This window comes from Rhizobium sp. GCM10022189 (assembly GCF_042656325.1).
Lineage (GTDB): Bacteria > Pseudomonadota > Alphaproteobacteria > Rhizobiales > Rhizobiaceae > Rhizobium.
In genome coordinates this window covers 96,692-120,110 of the sequence record NZ_JBHSOR010000006.1, presented here as the reverse complement: position 1 = coordinate 120,110, position 23,419 = coordinate 96,692, and the positions used below count along the sequence as shown (strand labels likewise).

Genomic DNA, 23,419 nt, shown 5'->3' with positions numbered 1-23,419 from the left:
ATGGCGGAGCGGCACCGGCCACGCATTTTGACGATCCCGTCCGGTCTTCCCTTTCTGAAGACGCTGGCGAGTTCGCTTTGCGACGGGCGGCTGACGCCGCTTTTCCGGCATGATGCCGCCGATCCTCTGTCGCTCGCGAAGGTGACGATCTATCTGCCGACCCGGCGCGCCGTGCGCGTGCTGCGTTCGGAATTCGTCGATCTGCTCGGCGGCCGTTCGGCGATCCTGCCGGTTATCCGGCCGCTCGGAGAGACGGATGACGACAGCGGCTATTTTGACGAGGCGCTGCCCGCGACGATCGATCTTGCCCAGCCATTGTCCAATACCGCGCGCCTTCTGGAACTGGCGCGGCTGATCCTTGCCTGGCGCAACAAGCTGCCCGAGATCGTCCGGCATATCCATTCGGAATCGCCCCTTGTCGCGCCGGCAAGCCCGGCCGATGCCATCTGGCTTGCCCGCAACCTGGCGGAACTGATCGACTCGATCGAGACCGAGGATCTTGCATGGTCCGAACTCGGAAGGCTCGAGACGGGCGACTATGCGGCCTGGTGGCAGCTGACGGCCGAATTCCTGCAGATCGCCAGCGCGTTCTGGCCGGAGCGGCTGGTTGAACTCGGCCGCTCTTCGCCAGCCCGACACCGCAACGCCATTCTGCGCGCTGAAGCCGGCCGGCTTTCGGCGGCAAAACCTCCCGGTCCGATCATCATTGCCGGCTCGACAGGTTCGCTTCCTGCCACGGCTGATCTCATCGGTGCGGTGGCGAACCTTCCGGAAGGCGTGATCGTGTTGCCCGGCCTCGATCTTTCCATGCCGGAGGAGCATTGGCGGCTTGTCGCCCCCGATCTCCTGCCGGGTCAACGGGCCAATCCGGCGAGCCGCACACATCCGCAATATGGTCTTTCCGTCCTGTTGAAGCGCCTGAAGCTTACCCGAGAGGATGTCCAGCCGATCGATGACGCAGAGGCCGACCTGCGTTCACGCGCGGAAGTTCTGTCGCGCGCGCTCACGCCATCGGAGGCCACGAGCAGCTGGGGCGATTGGAAGAAAAACCTGCCGGAAGGAACCATTGCCGCGGCATTCGCCGACGTATCGATGATCGAAGCCGCCAACGAACGCGAGGAAGCGACGGCGATTGCCGTTGCCCTGCGGCTGGCGCTGGAACAGCCGGGGGCAGATGGCGAAAGCCGGGCTGCACTTATTACGCCGGACCGCAATCTCGCCCGCCGCGTCATGGCGGAGCTCTCCCGCTTCGGCATTCTCGCCGACGATTCGGCCGGTACCCCACTTTCGGCAACTGCGCAGGGCACGCTGCTGCAACTGCTTCTCGAAGCGACGCTGCGTCCTGGCGATCCTGTCGCCATCGTCTCCCTGCTCAAACACCCGCTTGCCCAGTTCGGGCTGGAACGCAGCTTTCTGACTGCGGCTGTCGAAGCGCTGGAGTTGCTGGCCCTGCGCGGGGGCACGGCGGAAGTGAATATCGGAGCGCTCGAACGGCTGCTCGACCATCAGCTTTCGGAGCAGGCACTCGACAGACATGCGCCGGTGTGGCGCAAATCGCTGCCATCCGGGGCGACGGACATGGCCCGCACATTGGCGCAGAAAGTGGAACGCGCCGTGGAGCCGCTCGTATCGGCGCTCGCACTCCATCGCAGGAACGGTGATGGCCCGGTCACGGGCATCTCGCTGTCGCAATGGGCCGAACGGACGGGCCGTGCTCTTGAAGCTGTCGCGGCCGGCGAACACGGCAATCTGGCGAGCCTCTGGTCCGGTGAGGCGGGTGATGCCCTGGCGAGCCTGCTTGGCGAAGTGATCGATACCGACGGCCAGATGGATGCGGACGGTCCGCAGTGGATCGATATCATGCAGGCGCTGTCGGCCGGACATGCCGTCAAACCCGGTGCGCTGAGCCACCCCCGCCTCTTCATCTTCGGTACGCTGGAAGCACGCCTGCAGAATGTCGATACGCTGATCCTCGGCAGCCTCAATGAAGGATCGTGGCCGGGTCAGACCGCCAACAATCCCTTCGTCTCCCGTATGATGAAGACGGAAATCGGGCTTGAACCGCCGGAGCGGCGCATCGGCCAGCTGGCGCATGACTTCGAGATGGCGAACGGCACCCGCCACCTGATCTATTCGCGCGCGTTGCGGCAGGGTTCGACCCCAACCGTCGCCTCGCGATGGCTGCAGCGGCTGCTGGCGCTTGGCGGCGAGGATTTTGAAGAACAACTGCGCGAGCGGGGTGCGCGTTTCGTTCACTGGGCGAACCAGATCGACCTCGGAGACCATCAGGCGCCGGCACAAAGACCGTCTCCAAGGCCGCCGCGCGAGTTGCAGCCCAAGTCCTATTCCTTCAGCGAAGTCGGCCGGCTGCGCCGCGATCCCTATGCGATCTATGCGCGGCGCGTTTTGCGGCTCGATCCCGTCGATCCGTTCAACCGGGATCCGGGCGCAGCAGAGCGGGGCACGCTTTACCACAAGATCATCGACCGCTTCGTCCGCGAGGGCCATGTCGCGGGAACGCCCGATGCGGCAGCGGCGATGGAAACCATTCTGACGGAACTCTTCAACATGGAGAAGCTGCCGGCGCATATCGACGCGGTCTGGCGACCGCGTTTCCGCGAGGTTGCGCGGGCCTTCCTCACCTGGGAAGCCGGGCGGCAGACCGACGTGCAGAAGCGGCTGACCGAAGTGAGAGGTGGTGTCGAACTCGACGGGATCGATATCCGGCTCACCGGGGTCGCCGACCGGATCGATATCAAGGGACCTAACAGCGCCGACATTATCGATTATAAGACTGGCTATAACCCTACCGTGAGGCAAGCCCGTACTCTTCTTGATCCGCAGCTGGCACTTGAAGCAGCAGCGCTACACGCAGGAGCTTTCAGTGAGGCAGGTAGCCTCCTACCAAACGATCTCCTTTACGTTCGCCTGCGGCCGGGCAACCGTTTCGATGCCGAGAAAGTCAACAATGAGGGGGCCAATGGCGACAAGGCAAAATCGGCGATGCAGCTTGCCGAGGAATCGATCGACCAGCTGGTGAAATTCGTCAGCCTGCTGCAGTCGGGCGAAAAAGGCTTTACCTCGCGGCTGATCCCTGCTCAGCAATTCGATTTCGGCGGCGATTACGACCATCTCGCACGCGTTGCGGAATGGGCAACCGCAGACCCTGACGGAGGCGGCGATGATTGATCCGACGGCGCTTCCCGAGGGCGACGATCCCGGCACGTGGATCAGCTGGACGACGATCCAGCAGGCGATTGCCTCCGATCCAGCCCGTTCGGCCTGGGTGTCGGCCAATGCCGGTTCCGGCAAGACCCACGTGCTGACGCAGCGGGTGATCCGGCTGCTGCTTGCGGGGGCGCGGCCTTCCGCCATTCTCTGCCTCACCTATACGAAGGCGGCCGCCTCCGAAATGTCGAACCGCGTCTTCGAACGACTGGCGGAATGGGCGATTTTTCCGGATGAGGAACTGGCCAGGCGCATCACCCAGATCGAAGGTCGTGAGCCGGATTCGCTGAAGCTGGCGGAGGCAAGGCGGCTGTTTGCCAAGGCGCTGGAAACGCCGGGCGGGCTGAAGATCCAGACGATCCATGCCTTCTGCGAGGCGCTGCTGCACCAGTTTCCGCTGGAGGCAAATGTCGCCGGTCATTTCTCCGTTCTGGACGATCGGGCAGCCGCGACGCTGCTTGCCGATGCGCGCCGCTCGCTCTTGACGGCGACGACCCCCGACAATGACCGGGATCTCGCCGATGCCTTCGCCTATGTGCTCAATCTCGGTGATGAATCCGGGCTTGAAAATCTGCTCGGCGAGATCGTTGCCAACAGAAATGCCATACGCCGTTTCATGCTGGCCGCCGAGCCGCATGGCGGCGTCGATCGCCTGCTTCGCGCAAAGCTTGGCCTGTCGCCCGACGATACGGAAGAGGGTTTGGCTGAACGGTACTGGCCCTTACCGGGGCTGACGGGTGCGACACTGGAACTTTACCTTTCGCTCGCCGGTTCGAAGGGCGGGGCGAAAGCGCAGGACGTTGCCGACGGCCTGCATCGTGCCGCCCGCGAGCGGGATGCCGCCGCACGTTCGCAGATTCTGGAGAAGGTTTTCCTCACGTCGAAAGGCGAGCCGAAGACGGACGGGCAATTTCTCGTCAAGGCGATGCTTGCCGAGGCGCCGCAGCTTGCCGATGCGATCGCCTCCGCACGTGCGCATGTCGTCAGTTGCCGCGACCGGCTGAAAATGATGCGGATGCATACGGCGACCCATGCCGCCCTCGTGCTGGCCGATCGCCTGAACCGGGACTACGAGGAGCTGAAGAAACAGCGCAGCCATCTCGATTTCGAGGACCTGATCACACGCACGGCCGACCTGCTGACGAAGAGCGGTGTCGGCCCATGGATCCATTACAAGCTCGATCAGGGTATCGACCATATTCTCGTCGATGAGGCACAGGACACCAGCCCCATTCAATGGAGCGTCATCCAGTCTCTGGCGGAGGATTTTTTCTCGGGCGAAAGCGCGCGGCCGGTCGTGCGAACGCTGTTTGCCGTCGGTGACGAGAAACAGTCGATCTACTCTTTCCAGGGCGCGCGGCCGGAACGGTTTTCAGAGGAAAAGGAACGAACGCAGCGTCGCGTGCAGAACAGCGGGCTCGATTTTTCTACAGTTCGCCTACCGCTCTCCTTCCGCTCCACGTCCGATGTGCTGCTGGCAGTCGACCATATCTTTACGCCCCCCGAGAACGCGCGCGGGCTCGGCACCGAACCTGTGGTGCATCGCTCCAGCCGTATCGGCCACCCCGGTGCCGTCGATCTCTGGGACATGGTCGTTCCCGATGTGGTGGTGAAGGACGAGGACTGGACGGCTCCTTTCGACGCCACACCCGAAAGCGCTCCGGCCGCCATTCTGGCGCGGCGCATCGCCCACACGATCGGTACGCTTGTCGGCCGCGAAACGATCATTGAAAAGGGCAGGGAGCGCTTTATCGAGGCCGGCGATATCCTCGTCCTCGTTCGCAAGCGCGACGCCTTCGTCAATGCGCTGACACGCGAACTCAAACGGCGCGGCGACATTCCGGTCGCCGGCGCGGACCGGCTGGTCCTGACCAGCCACATTGCCGTGCAGGACCTGATGGCACTTGGGCGTTTTCTTCTTCTGCCGGAAGACGATCTCTCGCTTGCCGCCGTCCTGAAAAGCCCGCTCTTCGATCTCTCGGAGGAAGATATTTTTGCGATCTCGGCGCGGCGCGGCGACCAGGAAAGCGTCTGGCAGCATCTTCGCAAACATGCGGCCGACGGCCATGAACGATTTTCCGCAGCCGTTGCCAGGCTGGAACTCTTCCTTGCGCAATGCCGAAGCTTTTCGGTCCACGACTTCTATGCGCGGGTGCTCGGCAGCCATGGCGGCCGGCGGCAATTCCTGGCGCGTCTCGGCACTGAGGTCAGCGATATTCTCGACGAGTTCCTGACCTTTGCGCTCGATCACGAAACGTCCGGCCTGCCCGGCCTGCAGTCCTTCATCTCGACGCTGGAGCTTGAAGCGCCCGAAGTGAAGCGCGAGCAGGACAAGGGGCGAAACGAGGTGCGCATCATGACGGTGCATGCGTCCAAGGGGCTGGAAGCGCCAATCGTCTTCCTGGTGGATGGGGGGTCCAAGGCCTTTACCCACACGCATCTGCCGAAACTCCGGTTGATCGACACCCGGCCGGACGAGCCGCCGATGCCCGTCTGGATTCCGGTCAGCGACCTTGGAAATTCGCTAACCGCGAATGACGCGGCGCGCATCCAGTCGCTTGCCGAGGAAGAATACCGGCGCCTGCTCTACGTCGCGATGACACGCGCCGCCGATCGGCTGATCGTTTGCGGTTATCGCGGGGTGCGCCTGAACAACGACACCTGGCATATGATGATTTCTGCCGCGCTCGATGCGGAACATCCGCATGTCGAGAAGACGACCTTCTCAAGCCCGGACGGAGAATGGGACGGCGTCCGCTGGCGCGTGCCGCAGGTCGAGCGCAGCTTCGAACGGATGGATCAGGCGCCCAAACCGGAGACCATCGAAACGGTCCCGCCGGACCTCTTCCGCCCTCTGCCGCCGCAGAAACAATTGCCGCGGCCGCTCAGCCCTTCCGGTGCGGGAACCATTATCGATGAGGAGGCCGACGATCTGCTGGTGACATCACCGCTCTTCGGCGACCCTGAGAGCAGCGATCGGTCGCTGGAAAAAGGCCGGCTCATTCACCGGATGCTGCAAGCCCTGCCCGATATTGCCGCGGAGGAGCGGGCCGAGGCGGCAAAACGCTATGCTGAGCGCGCAGCGCGATTCTGGCCGCCGGCTGAACGGCAAGCTCTGATCGATTCGGTTGTGAAGCTTCTGGAAGACGGGAGGCTTCAGACTGTGTTCAACGTTCATGCACAGGCGGAAGTCTCGATCATGGGGACATTGACGCTGGAGGGCCGGGACTATGCGGTTTCCGGCCGCATTGACCGGCTTGCGGTCCTGTCCGACAGCGTCGCTATCATGGATTACAAGACAAACCGCGTCCCGCCGGCGAGCGAAGAGGCCATTCCCTTTGCGCACAAGGCCCAGCTTGCGATCTATCGGGAAATCCTGAAACCGCTCTATCCGGCCAAACGGATTGATTGCATGCTGATCTATACGGAAAATGCGAGCATTCACTCGCTCAGCGAACAGGCCCTGGCTTCCGCACTTGCAGGACTCAACACAAAGTGAAATATCGGACATTGAAATTCCGGCACCGCACCCTCACATCTTGTCCAACAGCAAATTCCGGTAAAGGAGCAGCCTATGGCTACCGTTAAGGTCGATATCAACAATTTCCAGTCGGAAGTTCTGGAATCCGCAGAACCCGTCGTCGTCGATTTCTGGGCCGAATGGTGCGGTCCGTGCAAAATGATTGCTCCGAGCCTCGAAGAAATCGCGACGGAAATGGCTGGCAAGGTCAAGGTTGCCAAGCTCAATATCGACGAAAACCCGGAACTGGCAGCCCAGTTCGGCGTTCGCTCGATCCCGACGCTTGCGATCTTCAAGGGCGGTGAAGTTGCCGACATCTCTATCGGCGCAAAGCCGAAGACGGCGCTTTCCAACTGGATTTCCAGCGCATCCTGAGGATATCGACAGTCCAATACGAAAAGCCCGGTACGCGCCGGGCTTTTTCATTTGGGGGGCGTGCCGTTTTCCGCCAGCACGTCGCCGACGAGATAAAGTGAACCGCCAATAAGGATACGTGGCGGCGGCGCCTCCGGATCGACGGTGGAAGCGATCGCGTCCAGGGCCTCGACGACTGACGACATCGGTTCGGCCACGAGACCGGCATCGTAGGCGGCATGAGCCAGGATCACCGGATCGATTGCCGCCTCGCTGCCGAGGATCGGCACGCAATAGATCTTCTCCGCAAGATCCGCGAAGGCCTTGAAATAGCCGACCGGGTCCTTGGTGTTGATCATGCCGGATATCAGGAACAGCGGCCGGGACTGGCGCTCCTCGAAATTCGCCATGGCTTCGGCAATCACTTCGCCGGCACCCGGATTGTGGCCGCCATCGACCCAGATTTCCGACCGGGCCGGCGCGTGGTTCAGGAGCCTGCCTTTCGTGAGCTTCTGCAGACGGCCCGGCCATTCCACCGTTTCCATCGCCTTCTCCATCATCGGCTCGGTGACGGTGAAACCCGCAGCCTTGACGGCGCGAATGGCGGCGGCGGCATTGGCATATTGGTGGCGGCCGGGAAGGCGCGGCAAGGGCAGATCCGCCAGGCCGAATTCATCCTGATAGATCAGCCGGCCATATTCCTCATGGGCGATGAAATCCTGACCGAAAACGGCACTCGGGCAATGCAGCCGCTCGGCGGTCGACATCAGCACGTCGAGGGCCGCATCATATTCCTGGTGGCCGATGACGACGGAATGGCCACGCTTCATGATGCCGGCCTTTTCCGACGCGATCAGCTCCACCCGATCGCCGAGATAGGGCTGATGGTCGAGCGAAATCGGCATGATGACCGAAACGGCGGGGTCCTCGATGACGTTCGTCGCGTCGAAGCGACCACCGAGACCGACCTCGATGATTGCCGCGTCGGCCGGGTGTTCGGAAAAAAGAATGAAGGTGACGGCCGTCAGGATTTCGAAGACGGTAATCTTCTCGCCGTCATTGGCCGTGGCGACACGCCGGAGGGCGTCTGCGAAAACGGCATCGTCAACCAGGCGCCCCCGGCCGCCGGACACGCCCAGACGATAGCGTTCATGCCAGTTTACGAGGTGCGGAGACGTGTGGACGTGGGCACTGTAACCTCCTGCTTCCAGCAGCGCCCGGCAGAAGGCCGATGTCGAGCCTTTGCCGTTGGTGCCGGCGACATGAATGACGGGAGGAAGGTTGCGCTCGGGATTGCCGAGCGCTTGCAGAAGGCGCTTGATGCGGTCGAGTGACAGATCGTAGCCCTTGGGATGCAATCCCATGAGCTTTTCGATCTCCTGCGCCGCCTCACTCACCGCGATCTGGCCTCTGTCCGTCATCGGCCCGCCCTATCTTGTGAGGTCCGCCGCTCAGGCGCTCGCCGCCAGAGCAATGACCCCATTGGCATCGTTTGCGGCCGTAGCCGGCTTCTTGGTCAGGATCTTCAGGAGGCGCGCCAGCGTCTCGGGAATATCGTGACGTTTGACCACCATATCGACCACGCCGTGTTCCAGCAGGTATTCCGATGTCTGGAAGCCTTCGGGAAGCTTTTCGCGCAGCGTCTGCTCGATGACGCGCTTGCCGGCGAAGCCAATTTCGGCGCCCGGTTCGGCCAGATGGATATCACCCAGCATGGCATAGGACGCCGTAACACCGCCGGTGGTCGGGTTGGTCAGCACGACGATATAGGGCTGGCCTGCTTCCTTGAGCATATCGACGGCAACGGTGGTGCGCGGAAGCTGCATCAGCGACATGATGCCTTCCTGCATGCGGGCGCCGCCGGAAGCCGGGAACATGACGAGCGGGCACTTTTCCGCAATTGCGCGCTCGAAGGCTTTGACGATCGCCTCGCCGGCGGCCATGCCGAGCGAGCCGCCGATGAAATTGAACTCATGGACGACGGCGACGAGCTTCAGGCCCTGCACATTGCCAAGGCCGGCAAGGATCGTATCTTCCTGCTCGGTCTTGAGGCGGCTGTCGCGCAGACGGTCGATATATTTCTTGGAATCGCGGAACTTCAGCGGGTCCTGGGCGACCTTCGGCTGCGGCAGGGATTCGTATTCGCCATTGTCAAAGAGGTCGGCAAGGCGCGCCTTGGCCGGCATCTTCATGTGATAGCCGGAGGCGGGAATGACCCACTTGTTGCTCTCAAGGTCCTTGTGAAAGACCATCTCGCCCGTTTCCGGGCACTTGATCCAGAGGTTCTCCGGCACTTCGCGACGGCCCAGCATGGAATTGATCCGCGGGCGAACGTAGTTAGTGATCCAGTTCAACTCGAATACTCCTGATTGACTAGTGCCAATGTGGGGAAACTATTCGGCAGCAACAAGGCGCGCCGAACGCGTTCCTGTGGAAAGACCGCGAACCAGCGTCGCAACGGCCTGAACCGTATCGGCTGTCGCCTTTCCATCTGCCGTCAGGCTGGTTGCCACCTGATTGACGATTGCCGTGCCCACAACCACGCCATCGGCCGAGCCGCCGATGACCTTTGCATGTTCCGCCGTCTTGACGCCGAAACCGACGCAGACGGGCAGATCGGTATGATCCTTGATGCGCTTGACCGCACCCGAAATCAGCGACGGATCGGGCAGCGCCGAGCCGGTGATGCCGTTCATCGAGACATAGTAGACGAAGCCCGACGTGTTCTTCAGAACCGCCGGCAAGCGCTTTTCATCCGTCGTCGGCGTGGCCAGACGGATGAAATTGATGCCCTTCTTCAGCGCCGGGATGCAGAGTTCGTCATCCATTTCCGGCGGCAGGTCGACGATGATCAGCCCGTCGATGCCGGAGGCCAGCGCGTCGTCGAGAAATTTCTCGACACCGTAAATGTAGATCGGGTTGTAATAGCCCATCATGACGATCGGCGTCGTATCGTTGGTCTTGCGGAAGTCGGCAGCAAGCTGCAGCGTCTTTTTCAGAGTCTGGCCGCCCTTGAGCGCGCGCTGGCCGGCGAGCTGAATCGCCGGACCATCGGCCATCGGATCGGAAAAGGGCATGCCGAGCTCAATGACGTCGGAGCCTGCCTCCGGCAGCGCCTTCATGATGCCGAGCGAAGTTTCGTAGTCCGGGTCGCCGCCCATGAAATAGGTTACGAGCGCCGGGCGGCCTTCCGCCTTCAGATCGGCGAAGCGTTTATCCATACGTGCGGTCATTTTCTTTACTCACCCATTCCCAGGATCTTGCCGACGGTGAAGATATCCTTGTCGCCGCGGCCGGAGAGGTTCATCAGGATGATCTCGTCCTTGCCCATCTTGGGCGCGCGCTTGATGACTTCGGCAAGCGCATGCGAAGGCTCAAGCGCCGGGATGATGCCTTCGAGGCGCGTCAGCGTCTGGAAGGCTTCGAGCGCCTCATGATCCATGATCGGGACATATTCGGCGCGGCCGATATCGTTGAGCCACGAATGTTCGGGGCCGATGCCGGGATAGTCGAGGCCGGCCGAAATCGAATGGCCTTCCTTGATCTGCCCGTCATCGTCCTGCAGCAGGTAGGTGCGGTTGCCATGCAGCACGCCCGGCGAGCCGGCCGTGATCGAGGCGCAATGTTCATCGCCCTGCAGGCCCTTGCCGCCGGCTTCGACGCCGACGATCTTGACGTCCTTGTCGTCGAGGAAGGGATGGAAGATGCCGATCGCATTCGAACCGCCGCCGACGGCAGCGATGACGAGATCCGGCAGACGGCCTTCGGCTTCAAGGATCTGCTCTCTGGCTTCGGTGCCGATGACGGCCTGGAAGTCGCGGACCATTTCCGGATAGGGATGCGGGCCGGCGGCCGTACCGATCAGGTAGTAGGTGCTCTCGACATTGGTGACCCAGTCACGCAGCGCCTCGTTCATGGCATCCTTCAGCGTGCCGCTGCCGGCCGTAACGGGTTTCACCTCGGCACCCAGCAGCTTCATGCGGAAAACGTTCGGCGCCTGGCGTTCGACATCGGTGGCGCCCATGTAAACGACGCAGGGCAGGCCGAAGCGCGCAGCGACGGTGGCGGAAGCCACGCCATGCTGCCCGGCACCGGTTTCGGCGATGATGCGGGTCTTGCCCATGCGCTTGGCGAGCAGGATCTGGCCGATGCAATTGTTGATCTTGTGCGAGCCGGTATGGTTCAGCTCTTCGCGCTTGAAATAGATCTTGGCGCCGCCAAGATGCTGGGTCAGGCGCTCGGCGTAATAGAGCGGGCTCGGGCGGCCGATATAGTGGGCGCCGAGATGCTTGAGTTCCGCCTGGAATTCCGGATCGTTCTTCGCCTTGTTCCACTCATCCTGCAGGTCGAGGATCAGAGGCATCAGGGTTTCGGCCACGAAGCGGCCCCCGTAAATGCCGAAGCGGCCGTCTTCGTCCGGGCCGGCGCGGAAGGAATTCGGTTTAGGCGTCTCGTTCAATTTACACTCCCTGTGGTCGTTTCAGGCATACATGCCTGTTCAACCGCATCGAAAAACTCATCGATCATGTCCAGGCTCTTCACGCCCGGCGCACTCTCGACGCCCGAGGCGGTATCGACGCCCGGCGCCTTGGTCATCGCCAGCGCCTGCCCGACATTGGCCTTGTTGAGCCCGCCTGACAGCATGTAGTCCACATTGCCGTCAAGCCAGGTCAGCAGGCCCCAATCAAAGGAAACGCCGTTGCCGCCCGGCAGTTCGGATCCTTTCGGCGGCTTGGCATCGAAAAGAAAGCGATCGGCAATACCGATATAGGCTTCGACCCGTTTCAGGTCGTCGGCCGTGCGCACCGACAATGCCTTGATGACAGGGATGCCGTACATCGCCTTGATGGTCAGCACGCGCTCCGGGCTCTCGCTGCCGTGCAGCTGCAGCATGTCGGGGCGCAAGAGCGCGACGATTTCATCGAGGTCGTCATTGCTCGGGTCGACCACGACGGCCACGATCTTCGCCTTGCCGCGCGCCGGCTCGGCCAGCTTGCCGGCAATATCGGGCTCGACGTAACGCGGGCTTTTCTGGAAAAAATTGAAGCCGATATGCGTCGCTCCGCGCTTCAATGCGCGCTCGACAGTTTCAGGCGTCTTCAAACCACAGATCTTGATATCCGGTCTCATGGCAGCGAAGTGACACGAAACGGGAAAAGAGTCGAGCCAATTTGCAATACTGGCCGCATTTAACGCGGAACGCTCACTCGAAGTCTATGGCGTGCAATTGGCTGCCATGGCGCTTCAGCCACGACTTCGCCTCTTCCATATGCGGGCAGAGCCTCTTGCAGAGCGCCCAGAAGTGCGGACCGTGGTTCATTTCCTTCAGATGCGCCACTTCATGAGCGGCGAGATAATCGATCACCGAAGGCGGCGCCATGACGATGCGCCAGGAGAAGCTCAGGTTCCCCTCCGAGGAGCAGGAGCCCCAGCGGCTGCGGGTATCCTTCATCGAAATGGAGCGGATCGGCGCCTTGATGGAGCCCGCATGCAGGCGCGACAGCCTCTCAAGGTCGGCGCGCGCCTCTTTCTTCAGGAAGGTGGCGATGCGCCGGCCGATATGTTCCGGCATGCCGCTGACGCGAAGCACCGCTTTGCCGTCCACAACGACGGCCTCGGTCAGCCCGCGCAGGCTGCCGGTGTGCTCGATGCGATGCCTGACGCCGCGAAAGAGGATCTCTCCGCCGTCACGCAGGCCGGTATCGGTCGAGAATTTCGCAAGCTTGGTCAAAAGCCAGCCCTGATGCCGATCGAGGAAGGCATTGACCTCGCGGGCGGCAAGCCCTTTCGGCACCGTCATTTTCAAAGCGCGTCCGCCGGGCTCGATACGCAGCGTGATCCGCGTTGCCCGGTCATGCTGCTTGATCGTCAAGGGCATCGGACGGCCGGCAACATCCAGCGTCCGCTTTTCGGGCGGCGACGGTTTCTTCGTCGTGCGGCGGATCTTCGGAAGCGGAAACATGGGAGTTTTCTATACAATTCGACGCGAATCCGGGCAAAGAAAAACCGGCATCGGAAGCGATGCCGGCCGTAGATTTTCTGTGATCGCGTTTACGGCGTCTGGTACTCGGCGACCGGACCATTGTCGTCGCGTCTGCCGTTCTTGCGTTCGCGCATGAAGCGGTCGAATTCTTCCTGATCCTTGGCGCGACGAAGCTCGCGCAGGTAGGAATCGAATTCTTCCCGCATTTCATCGAGCTTGCGGCGCTCTTCCTCGATGCGATCGAGCTCGGCCTTGCGCCAATCGTCGAAGGCAACGTTGCCCGTCGAGAAATGCGAGCGGTGACGGCCATGCGAACGACGGCAGCCTGCAAAGAAGCCGTCCGTTGCCTGGTTGACGTCACGCTTGAAGCCACGCAGCCGCTCGCCGAAGATGATATAGGCAAGCATGGCCAGCCCCAGAGGCCAGAAAACCATGAAGCCGAGGATCATCAAGGCAACGGTAGCCGGAGTCCAATCCGGGCGAAGCAATGCTGACTGGTTCATCGTGCGGTATCCTCGCGTTCAGCACCCGACACGATGCCGAGTGCTGAAAAACCAGATGGTTACCGCTGAACCGGCCTTCAAGACGATTTCAGGTTAAATCGGACAAGGTCTTGAATCGATAGCATTAAATCAGCATTCTCTAACTCACGCCGATTTACCGCCCTTGATGACGCGCTGGACCGGCGGCTTCTTGGCGCGGGAATGCTGGCGCGTGAAGGAGACGATACGCGGCGCGATCTCCCGGCGGAAGCGCGAGCCGTTGAAGACGCCGTAGTGGCCGACATCCGGCTGCAGATAGTGCATGCGCATCTCGTCGGGAATATTCACGCAGACGGTCTGCGCGGCCTGCGTCTGGCCGACACCTGAAATGTCGTCGTTTTCGCCTTCGACCGTCAGCAATGCAATCTTGCGGATCGCGGAAGGGTCGACGCGCTTGCCGCGATGCATCAATTCGCCTTTCGGGAGCGCGTGTTTCATGAAGACCTGCTCGACGGTCTGGAGATAGAATTCCGCGGTCAGGTCCATGACGGCGAGATATTCGTCGTAGAAATCGCGGTGCTTTTCCGGCTCGCCGTCGTTTTTCACCAGATGCATGAAAAACTCCTTGTGAGCGATCAGGTGCCGGTCGAGGTTCATCGACATGAAGCCGGAAAGCTGCAGGAAGCCCGGGTAGACAGGGCGCATGAAGCCCGGCTGCGGCCAGGGCACGTTCATGATGACGTTATCGGCAAACCATTCGAGCGGCCGTTCCTTGGCGAGCTTGTTGACGGCCGTCGGATTGATGCGCGTATCGATCGGACCGCCCATCAGCGTCATGGACGACGGCGCAAGCGGATCCCGGGCCTCTTCCATAATGGCGGCAGCGGCCAGAACCGGGACCGAGGGCTGACAGACGGCCACGACATGTGTGTCATGACCGAGGAAGTGCAGCATCTCGATGACGTAGTCGATGTAGTCGGAAAGGTCGAAAGTCCCTTCCGTCATCGGCACCATGCGTGCATCCATCCAGTCGGTAATGTAGATATCGGCGCTCGGCAGCAATGCCTCGACGGTGCCGCGCAGCAGGGTCGCATAGTGGCCGGACATGGGCGCCACGATGAGGATGCGCGGGTCGCCGCTATGGCCGTCCGGAACATCGCGGGAGAAGTGCAGCAGGCTGCAGAAGGAGCGCGCCCAGACCACTTCCTCGCGAACCGCGACCTTCTTGCCGTCGACGACGGTTTCCTTGAGCCCGAATTCCGGCTTGCCGTAACGGCGCGTGGTGCGCTCGAACATTTCGAGGCTGGCCGAAATGGTGCGTCCCATCGGGGTCTGCGAGAAGGGGTTCAGCGGATTGGCATAGGCAAAACGCATAATATCGGCTGCAGCGCGGAAAGGAGCCAGGGCTGCATGGTTCAATTCATAAAGCTGGTAAAACATGGAGGGCGCCACCTTTCTCTATCCGGCAAAGACGACGCCAATTGAAGGGCGCCGGACTCTTTCCGTTAACGCTGGCACATCAACGTAGGCTAACAGGTTTTTGTTGCACAGCAACATAACATTACAGCCTGAAAGAATAATGCCGGAAAATTGATCTCCGGCATCATCTTGGCGCACAAAGTTTAAGCTTCTCGGCAAGAAAAGCCGTTAACGGTCCGCTACGAAGAGCTGCTTCTGGGTACCGAGGCCTTCAATGCCGAGCTCGACCACATCGCCATCCTTCAGATAGCGCGGCGGCTTCATGCCCATGCCGACGCCCGGAGGCGTGCCGGTCGAGATGACGTCACCCGGCTGCAGGGACATGAACTGGCTGAGGTAGGAAACAACGAAGGCAACGCCATAGACCATGGTCTTGGTGGAGCCGTTCTGCATCGTCTGGCCGTTGACCTTGAGCCACATGCCAAGGTTCTGCGGATCGGCGACCTCGTCTTTCGTGACCAGCCAGGGGCCGATCGGGCCGAACGTGTCGCAGGACTTGCCCTTGGTCCACTGGCCGGCACGCTCCGTCTGGAAGGCACGCTCGGAAACGTCGTTGGACACGCAGTAGCCGGCAACGTAGTCCAGCGCTTCAGCCTCGGTCACATATTTGGCGGTCTTGCCGATGACGACGCCGAGTTCGACTTCCCAATCGGTCTTTTCGGAGCCGCGCGGGATCTGAACATTGTCGTTCGGACCGACGATTGCCGAGGTTGCCTTCATGAAGATGACCGGCTCGGGCGGTACGGTCGCACCGGTCTCAGCCGCGTGGTCGGAATAGTTGAGGCCGATGCAGATGAATTTGCCGGTGCCGGCAACGCAGGCGCCGATACGGCCGGGCGCCAGTTCCGGCAGGCTCTTCGGATCGAGGGCGGCGATCTTTGCCAGACCTGCAGGCGTGATCGCCTCGCCGCCGATATCGGCGACATGGGCGGAAAGATCGCGGATCTTGCCATCGGCATCGAGCAGGGCCGGCTTTTCCCGGCCCGCGTCTCCAACGCGCATCAGCTTCATGAATATCCTCCTCAATGGAAAGCGGGTGCGCCACCTATGAACGAATTATTCATCGGTGTCATTATGCCTTTCCGCCGAAGCGGTACGCCGCGACCCGGAATTTCCGCTTTTTTCGGAATCGTGAAAACCGTCCATCGCTTCGACTTCACGCAGTTTCAGAAAATCTCGGCCAGCTGCGGGCCAACCGGGACGATCCGCGTCGGGTTGAGGCTCTCGATCGAATAGTAGCCGCGCTTGATGTGATCGAAATTCACAGTCTCGGCGATGCCGGGCCAATCCAGCATCCGACGGCAGAATGCCTTGAGATTGGCATAGTCGGACAGGCGCCGCAGATTGCATTTGAACAGGCCGTGATAGGCGACGTCGAAACGCACCAGCGTAACAAACAGGCGGATATCGGCTTCCGTCGGATGGTCGTCAAACAGGAATTTGCGCCCTTCAAGCAGCGGCTCGATCCAGTCGAGGCATGAAAAGACCTCCGCAAAGGCCTCTTCGTAGGCAATCTGCGTCGTCGCAAACCCGGTGCGATAGACACCGTTGTTGAGCGAGGGGTAGATGCGTTCGTTGAAGGCATCGATGTCACCCCTGTGAGCGGCCGGATAGAGATCGACGTCGCTGCCGGCGAGATCGCCAAAGCCGCTGTTCAGCATACGCAGGATATCGGAGGATTCGTTGTTGACGATCGTCGCACGCTTCCTGTCCCACAGGACGGGGACCGTTGCCCGCCCCGTGAACTGCGGGTCCGCCTTTGTGTAGATCTCGTGCATGTAGGTGGCGCCGTTCACCTCATCGGCGGTCGCGCCGGGATAATCGCCGAAACGCCATCCCTGTTTGCTCAGCGCCGGTTCCACAATCGAAACCGAGATGACCTCTTCGAGACCTTTGAGCTTGCGGCCGATCAGCGTGCGTGACGCCCAGGGACAGATATAGGCGACATAGAGATGATAGCGTCCTGGCTCCGCGGCAAAACCGCCCTCACCGCTCGGACCTGCGCTGCCATCGGGCGTCACCCAGTTTCGAAAGCTTGATATCTGGCGGACGAAACCACCCTTCTCATCCTTCGCCTGGACCGGCTGCCAGTCCTCGGCCCATTTCCCATTCACCAGCACGCTGTATCTCCTGATCGGTCGGATCCGGCCCTGCTTTACCGGGAGTCTGGCGCGCGCGTAAGGCCCGTTTCTGGAAACAGATTGTGCACCGGCTGCGACCAAACTGCGCTTGCCAAGCTGGCGAGCGCGGAAATATCACTTAAGTGACCTTCGCAATGGAACCCCCATCCATAGCCAACCTCCGGAAGCCAGCATGACGAAAAGCAATAGCCGCGAATCCGAATACCCGATCGATCCGATGTTCCTCGACCGCTGGTCGCCGCGCGCCTTCACCGGCGAGATTATCGAAGAAGCCCAGCTGCTTACGCTGCTCGATGCCGCACACTGGGCACCGTCCTCGGCAAACATGCAGCCGTGGCGGTTCCTCTACGCCTTGAAGGGTTCCGGGCATTGGGACGAATTCGTGAGCCTTCTCAACGAATCCAACCAGGAATGGGCAAAGAACGCCTCGGCACTGATCTTCGTCGTTTCGCGCAGCTTCAACGGAGCCCGCGAAGAAGGGCGGGCGAGCTACACGCACTCTTTCGATGCCGGCACGGCCTGGGGCCATCTCGCCATCCAGGCGCGCATTTCCGGCTTCTATGCCCATGGCATGGGCGGCATCAAGCATGATGAAATCAAGGAAAAGCTCAACGTGCCCGACGGCTATCGTGTCGAGGCCGGTATTGCCGTCGGCCGCATTGCCGACAAGAGCACGCTTTCCGAACGCAACCGGGGGCGTGAATTCCCGAGCCAGCGCAAGCCGCTTTCGGACGTCGTCTTCAACGGCCATTTCGTTGGCAAGGATTGACCATGCGCAAAAAGCCCCGCAAGCCTGACGGCTGCGGGGCCTTGTCGTGTCAGGGATATCGATCAGATATCGAGGTTTGCAACGCTCAGGGCGTTATCCTGGATGAATTCGCGCCGCGGCTCGACTTCGTCACCCATCAGGCGGGCAAAGAGGCCGTCGGCATCGGTCGCATCGCTGACCTTGACCTGCAGCAGCGAGCGGACGTTCGGGTCGAGCGTCGTTTCCCAAAGCTGTTCGGCGTTCATTTCGCCGAGACCCTTGTAGCGCTGCATGGTCAAGCCCTTGCGGCCGCTGGCAAAAATTGCATCGAGCAGGGCGCGCGGGCCGGAAATCTCGGCATCGCCATCGCGTCGGCTGAGCGTCGGCGGTGTCTGATAGATTTCCTTCAGGCGCGGCGTCAGCTGGTCGATCAGGCGGGCGTCCTGCGAACCGATCAGCGCCATATCGAGCACGATGACTTCCTTGACCCCGCGAACCATGCGCTCCAGACGAATGCCGCCTTCGCTGGTAAGGCTGCCCTGCCAACCGCGCTCGGTTTCCTCGGCGATAATATCGAGGCGCTTGGCGACTTCGCTCGCCAGTTCCTGGGCACGGGTCGCGTCGCTGACAAGTTCGGCGTTGAGCGCGCCGGCAATCGCCGCCTGTTCGACGACCGCGCGATTGTAGCGGGAATGAAGGTTGTCGAGCAGCGCTCGCAATCGCAGGGCATCGTGAATGACTTCATTCAGATCCTGCCCGACACGGACTTCGCCGCTCGCAAGCTTCAGAGCCGCATCTTCCAGACCCTGGCCGATCAGATAGTCTTCCAGCGCCTTTTCGTTCTTGACGTATTGCACCGACTTGCCGCGCGAAACCTTATAGAGCGGCGGCTGGGCGATATAGAGATGGCCGCGCTCGATCAGTTCCGGCATCTGGCGGAAGAAGAAGGTGAGCAGCAGAGTGCGGATGTGGGCGCCGTCGACGTCGGCGTCCGTCATGATGATGATCTTGTGATAGCGCAGCTTTTCGGCGTTGAACTCGTCCTTGCCGATGCCGGTGCCGAGCGCGGTGATCAGCGTGCCGATTTCCTGGCTCGACAGCATCTTGTCGAAGCGGGCGCGCTCGACGTTCAGGATCTTGCCGCGCAAGGGCAGGATCGCCTGGTTTTCACGCGAGCGCCCCTGCTTTGCCGAACCGCCTGCCGAGTCGCCCTCGACCAGGAAGACTTCGGATTTGGCGGGATCGCGCTCGGAGCAGTCGGCAAGCTTGCCAGGCAGCGAAGCGATATCGAGCGCGCCCTTGCGGCGCGTCAGTTCGCGGGCCTTGCGGGCCGCTTCGCGGGCAGCGGCGGCTTCCACGACCTTGCCGACGAGAACCTTGGCTTCGCCGGGATGTTCCTCGAGCCAGGTGCTGAGCGCTTCGTTGACCAGGCTTTCGACGACCGGGCGCACTTCCGAGGAAACGAGCTTGTCCTTGGTCTGCGAGGAGAACTTCGGATCCGGCACCTTGACCGAGAGCACGGCTGTCAGGCCTTCGCGGCAGTCGTCCCCCGTCAGCGTCACCTTTTCCTTCTTGGTGATGCCGGATGTATCAGCATAAGAGGTGATCTGGCGCGTCAGAGCCGCGCGGAAGCCGGCCATATGGGTGCCGCCGTCGCGCTGGGGGATGTTGTTGGTAAAGCAGAGCACGTTTTCGTGGTAACTGTCGTTCCACCACATGGCCACTTCGACGGTGATGCCGTCCTTCTCGCCACGGATCGCAACGGGTTTTTCGACGAGCGGCTTCTTGGCCCGATCGAGATAGGAGACGAAGGCTTCGAGGCCGCCGTCATAGACCATCTCTTCCTGTTTGATATCGGAGTGGCGCTTATCCGTCAGCAGAATACGAACGCCCGAATTGAGGAAAGCAAGCTCGCGCAGGCGGTGCTCCAGCGTGCCGTAGTCGAACTCCGTCATGGTAAAGGTTTCGGAACTCGGCATGAAGCTGACTTCCGTACCGGTTTCGGTGCCGGCTTCGCCCGTTACCTTCAGGGGCGCATCTGCAACACCATGGGTGAAGCTCATCTCATGCACCTTGCCCTGGCGGCGGATCTTCAGTTTCAGCCAGACCGAGAGCGCGTTGACGACGGAAACGCCGACCCCGTGCAGGCCGCCGGAAACCTTGTAGGAATTCTGGTCGAACTTACCGCCGGCATGGAGCTGGGTCATGATGACTTCGGCTGCCGACACGCCTTCGCCGCTATGGATATCGGTCGGGATGCCGCGGCCGTTGTCGGTCACGGTCACGGAGCCGTCAGGATTGAGCGTGACGGTGACGATGTCGGCGTGGCCGGCCAGCGCCTCGTCGATCGCGTTATCGACGACCTCGTAGACCATGTGATGAAGGCCCGAACCGTCGTCGGTATCGCCGATATACATGCCGGGGCGCTTGCGCACGGCATCGAGGCCCTTCAGGACCTTGATGGAGTCTGCGCCATATTCGGTGTTTACGCCGTTTTCCGTCGCGGGTGCATCGGTCATTCTGTCGAGATTTTCCCTGTTGTAGTCAGCAACGGCGCGCCTTACGAATCACCGGCCTTTTCAATGTCGAATATAGGTTTTTTGCAGCGACTTCCCAATGGCAAGACCCTAAAACAAGGCATAAATCAGGGGATTATGACGCTTTTCCGTCCCCTTTGCCGCCATTTTCAAGAAGCGCGGATAACCGGGCGATATCGCCGCTGTCAAGACTGCGGATTCGCTTGGCCAGACGATTGGCAAATTCGGTATATTCGGGCGGGAGACCCGCCGTGTCGATCACCACGCGCGGATCGGAAGAACCGGCAACGAGGAAGAGTTCTTCGGCCTCGTCCCAGATGATGTTGAAGTAGCCGGCGATGCGCTGCAGCAGATCGAAGCTCGGCACGCCGCGCTTTCCGTGCTCGAGCGCAGAGAGGTAGGCGGGCGAGACATTGAGGGCAGCAGCCATCTGCTTCTGGGTCACGCCCTTGCGGGCGCGCAGCTTGCGGACCGCTTCTGCAAACGGGGTCACGGCTTTTCCCCGCTGCGCCGGGCAAGGCGGATATAGAGCGCGCCCTCGCCGCCGTGATGCTGGGCCGCCGGCTCGTAGGACGAAATCAGAAAGCGAAATTCCGGCTTGGAAAACCAGAGCGGCACGGCCCGTTTCAAGGCGCCCTCGCTGCCCATCGAACTGCCCTTGCCGGTAATGACGAGGACGTGGCGCATGCCGCGCTCATGCGCGCGGATGAGGAAATCGAGCAGGAAGGAATGGGCTTCGCTCTGGACCATGCCGTGAAGATCGATGCGCGCTTCCAGTGCCAGTTTGCCCTTGGCGATCTTGCGCTTGACGGGCCGCTCCAGCGGATGGTGGATGCCCGAGGGCTGTCTTGCGGGCGGCTGCGCGGCTTGCTGCTGCGGAAGCGGCTGAGCCGTCTTCTGCATTTCCGCCTTTTCCTGATCGGCTTGCGCTTCGGCCTGCGCCAGGAAAGCATCGAGCGCAGTCAACTCGTCCGCCTTGCCGGGCATGGGCCTCGTACTGCGGGCCACCCTCCCCCAGAGGATCCTTTCGTCTGCGCTGAGCTTGCGGTCCTTCGCCATCACAGGAACCTTGCTGCCGCGGCATTGGGGATGAGAATTACGAAATCGGCATCGTTGCGCACTGTTCCCGCCAGCTCGCCCGCCGCATCGCCCGAACCGGTGAAAATGTCGCCGCGCGCGGGACCGACAATGGCGGAGCCCGTGTCGAGCGCCAGCATCAGCCGCCGGAAAGGCGTGCCGCCATCGAGATGGGTCAGGGTCTCGGAACGGATGAAGAAGGGAAAGCCGAAAGTATGGATCAGCCGGTCGACGGCGAGCGAACGGCCTGCGAGCAACGGCACCTTTGCAGCGGCGATCGGCCCGGAATCTGGATCGTCCACCGGTGCTTCCCGGAAGAATATATAGGATCGGTTATGCCAGAGGACTTCGTCGACCCGGTCCGGATGAGCGGCAAGCCAGGCGCGGATCGACTGCATGGAGATGTTGGTACGATCGATGTCGCCACGGTCGATCAGCAGCTTCCCGATTGCCGAAAAGGGATGGCCGGCTTTTGCCGCGTAGGTGATGCGCCCGATCCTGCCATCCGGGTAGCGTAGACGGGCAGCGCCCTGCACATGGACGAAGAAAAGATCGACTTTCGACTTCGCCCAGGCAATCTCCAGGCCACGGCCGTCAAGATAGCCCTGATCGATGTCGCGACGATCCGGATAGGCGTCGACCAGGCCGTCACGCAAGCGCCCGAACATGTAAGAGCCATCGAGATCCGGCGGACGAGTTTGATCGTCAAGGTCGACGAGATCCTCCGGGCGCCGGTAGACCGGAAAACGGAAGGTCTCATCCCGTCTTTCCGAAACTTCGATCTCAGGTTCGTAGAAGGCAGTGACAAAACCGCCGGCGCCATCGGCCGGGACAATCCGGAACGGCCGGCAGTGCTTCTCAAAAAAGGCGCGCGCCTGCCTCCCCGAAGCCGGGCGAAAGCTCGCTGCCTGCTCCAGCAATGGAAGGAGATCGGCCGAACTCAACCCCAGCGAACCGGTACGGTAAGGTTTGATTTCAGTGATGTGCCGGCGGCAGTTGGCCATGACTTCAAAAAGGCCGGAGGGATCGTCATCCCCCCAGCCTTCCAACGCGTCGAAACTGACTGCCTGAAGGGCGAAGCCGGCTGCGTCACTCATGTTCCGATTCGGTCGCGACGAGTTTCCAGTTGGGGTCGCGCGAGCGCGTATCGCGAGCGAAAGTCCAGAGATCGTTGACTTCGGCGACATTCTCGGCGTCGCCGTCAATCAGCGCGTCGCTCTTGTCGTAGGTAGCAGAGATCAGCTGGCTGATGATGCGCACGGTGATCTGTGCCTCGCTGCCTTTGGTTTCGGCATGAGTGATCTCGGCCTTGTCGATGCCCACGAAAGTGGACTTCATCTTCTCGCCCTTGTTTTCGCGCTCGGTGATCGCCGCGTCGAAACCGTCATAGACTTCCCGGGAAAGAAGGTTCTTCAGCGTCTTGCGATCGCCGTCGGCAAAGGCCATGACGATCATCTCGTAAGCCATGCGGGCGCCGTTCAGGAATTCTTTCGGGTCGAAGGAGGCATCGGCCCTGTTGAGCGCGCGCAGGGACTCGTTCAGCGGCGTGCCGGCCGGCGCAAGCGCGTCAATGGCGGAGAAGCGGTCTTCCTCTTCCCCGTTCGCGTCGCGTCGCGGCAGGGTTACGACCTTGCCGGCATCGGCGGTGTCGTTCTGCACGGCATCCCGTGGCGTATAGAGATCACGCGGCGGCTTCTCATTTCCCGTGCGACGTCCAAGAACGGATCGAAGCTGAAAGAAAATCAGCACCGCCGCCACTAGGAAAAATAGTGTGATGAAGTCGTTTGAACTCATATCCCGCCGTTCGCTGTTAACATCCCTGATTTCTACCCCCATATAGTCCGGCTATACGAATGATTCAAATCATGGC

19 protein-coding genes are annotated in these 23,419 nt (G+C 61.4%); 4 read left to right on the top strand and 15 right to left on the bottom strand.

Annotated features, from left to right (window positions below; genetic code table 11):
* From addB to trxA, 3 genes are all read left to right on the top strand, one after another.
* Complete coding sequence (gene addB, locus ACFPWW_RS07235) at window positions 1–3,189, top strand: double-strand break repair protein AddB (protein ID WP_377311225.1); 3,189 nt, start codon at window positions 1–3, stop codon at window positions 3,187–3,189.
* Complete coding sequence (gene addA / locus ACFPWW_RS07230) at window positions 3,182–6,727, top strand: double-strand break repair helicase AddA (RefSeq protein ID WP_377311224.1); 3,546 nt, start codon at window positions 3,182–3,184, stop codon at window positions 6,725–6,727. The genes addB and addA overlap by 8 nt, the downstream gene beginning before the upstream one ends.
* A 75-nt stretch (window positions 6,728–6,802) precedes the next feature.
* Window positions 6,803–7,123, top strand: coding sequence for a thioredoxin (trxA, locus tag ACFPWW_RS07225; RefSeq protein ID WP_112562614.1), 321 nt, complete (start codon window positions 6,803–6,805; stop codon window positions 7,121–7,123).
* A 47-nt stretch (window positions 7,124–7,170) separates the two neighbouring features.
* Here trxA and ACFPWW_RS07220 read toward each other — a convergent pair whose 3' ends face one another.
* The 10 genes from ACFPWW_RS07220 to ACFPWW_RS07175 form a co-directional block, all read right to left on the bottom strand.
* Window positions 7,171–8,523 carry a bifunctional folylpolyglutamate synthase/dihydrofolate synthase gene (locus tag ACFPWW_RS07220; RefSeq protein WP_112756187.1) on the bottom strand — a complete coding sequence of 451 codons (1,353 nt, stop codon included), beginning with the start codon at window positions 8,521–8,523 and terminating at the stop codon, window positions 7,171–7,173.
* Between the two features lie 30 nt (window positions 8,524–8,553).
* Entirely contained in the window at window positions 8,554–9,456 is a 903-nt protein-coding gene (gene accD, locus ACFPWW_RS07215) for an acetyl-CoA carboxylase, carboxyltransferase subunit beta (protein WP_112562610.1), read from the bottom strand.
* 39 nt (window positions 9,457–9,495) lie between these two features.
* A complete protein-coding gene (gene trpA, locus ACFPWW_RS07210) occupies window positions 9,496–10,335 on the bottom strand; it encodes a tryptophan synthase subunit alpha (protein WP_112562608.1) in 840 nt (279 codons plus the stop codon).
* Between the two features lie 5 nt (window positions 10,336–10,340).
* Window positions 10,341–11,561 carry a tryptophan synthase subunit beta gene (gene trpB / locus ACFPWW_RS07205; protein ID WP_112562606.1) on the bottom strand — a complete coding sequence of 407 codons (1,221 nt, stop codon included), beginning with the start codon at window positions 11,559–11,561 and terminating at the stop codon, window positions 10,341–10,343.
* Window positions 11,558–12,232, bottom strand: coding sequence for a phosphoribosylanthranilate isomerase (locus ACFPWW_RS07200; RefSeq protein WP_112562604.1), 675 nt, complete (start codon window positions 12,230–12,232; stop codon window positions 11,558–11,560). Before ACFPWW_RS07200 ends, trpB begins: the two co-directional genes overlap by 4 nt.
* Before the next feature lie 73 nt (window positions 12,233–12,305).
* On the bottom strand, window positions 12,306–13,064 hold the full coding sequence (locus ACFPWW_RS07195) for a M48 family metallopeptidase (RefSeq protein ID WP_377311223.1): 759 nt from the start codon (window positions 13,062–13,064) through the stop codon (window positions 12,306–12,308).
* 89 nt (window positions 13,065–13,153) lie between these two features.
* The gene (locus ACFPWW_RS07190) at window positions 13,154–13,588 is read right to left on the bottom strand and encodes a DUF2852 domain-containing protein (protein WP_112562600.1); all 435 of its coding nucleotides are present in this window, start codon (window positions 13,586–13,588) and stop codon (window positions 13,154–13,156) included.
* A 144-nt stretch (window positions 13,589–13,732) separates the two neighbouring features.
* On the bottom strand, window positions 13,733–15,007 hold the full coding sequence (locus ACFPWW_RS07185) for a polyhydroxyalkanoate depolymerase (RefSeq protein WP_377311221.1): 1,275 nt from the start codon (window positions 15,005–15,007) through the stop codon (window positions 13,733–13,735).
* Between the two features lie 207 nt (window positions 15,008–15,214).
* Entirely contained in the window at window positions 15,215–16,057 is an 843-nt protein-coding gene (locus ACFPWW_RS07180) for a fumarylacetoacetate hydrolase family protein (protein ID WP_112562596.1), read from the bottom strand.
* A gap of 155 nt (window positions 16,058–16,212) precedes the next feature.
* Window positions 16,213–17,166 (bottom strand): glutathione S-transferase family protein, encoded by a 954-nt coding sequence (locus tag ACFPWW_RS07175; RefSeq protein ID WP_377311219.1) that lies wholly within the window; start codon window positions 17,164–17,166, stop codon window positions 16,213–16,215.
* Between the two features lie 193 nt (window positions 17,167–17,359).
* Here ACFPWW_RS07175 and ACFPWW_RS07170 point away from each other — a divergent pair, with 193 nt between their 5' ends.
* A complete protein-coding gene (locus ACFPWW_RS07170; RefSeq protein WP_377311217.1) occupies window positions 17,360–17,956 on the top strand; it encodes a nitroreductase family protein in 597 nt (198 codons plus the stop codon).
* 62 nt (window positions 17,957–18,018) lie between these two features.
* Here the strand turns inward: ACFPWW_RS07170 and gyrB are convergent, their stop codons facing one another.
* The 5 genes from gyrB to ACFPWW_RS07145 form a co-directional block, all read right to left on the bottom strand.
* Entirely contained in the window at window positions 18,019–20,454 is a 2,436-nt protein-coding gene (gyrB, locus tag ACFPWW_RS07165; RefSeq protein WP_112562590.1) for a DNA topoisomerase (ATP-hydrolyzing) subunit B, read from the bottom strand.
* Window positions 20,455–20,587: 133 nt separating this feature from the next.
* On the bottom strand, window positions 20,588–20,965 hold the full coding sequence (locus ACFPWW_RS07160; RefSeq protein ID WP_112562588.1) for a helix-turn-helix domain-containing protein: 378 nt from the start codon (window positions 20,963–20,965) through the stop codon (window positions 20,588–20,590).
* Window positions 20,962–21,531: a Smr/MutS family protein gene (locus tag ACFPWW_RS07155; RefSeq protein WP_377311214.1), complete on the bottom strand. Its 570-nt coding sequence runs from the start codon at window positions 21,529–21,531 to the stop codon at window positions 20,962–20,964. The genes ACFPWW_RS07160 and ACFPWW_RS07155 overlap by 4 nt, the downstream gene beginning before the upstream one ends.
* Window positions 21,531–22,646, bottom strand: a complete 1,116-nt coding sequence (locus ACFPWW_RS07150; RefSeq protein WP_377311244.1) for a murein transglycosylase A — start codon at window positions 22,644–22,646, stop codon at window positions 21,531–21,533. Before ACFPWW_RS07150 ends, ACFPWW_RS07155 begins: the two co-directional genes overlap by 1 nt.
* The gene (locus ACFPWW_RS07145) at window positions 22,639–23,343 is read right to left on the bottom strand and encodes a Tim44/TimA family putative adaptor protein (protein ID WP_112702769.1); all 705 of its coding nucleotides are present in this window, start codon (window positions 23,341–23,343) and stop codon (window positions 22,639–22,641) included. Before ACFPWW_RS07145 ends, ACFPWW_RS07150 begins: the two co-directional genes overlap by 8 nt.
* Between the last annotated feature and the right edge of the window lie 76 nt (window positions 23,344–23,419).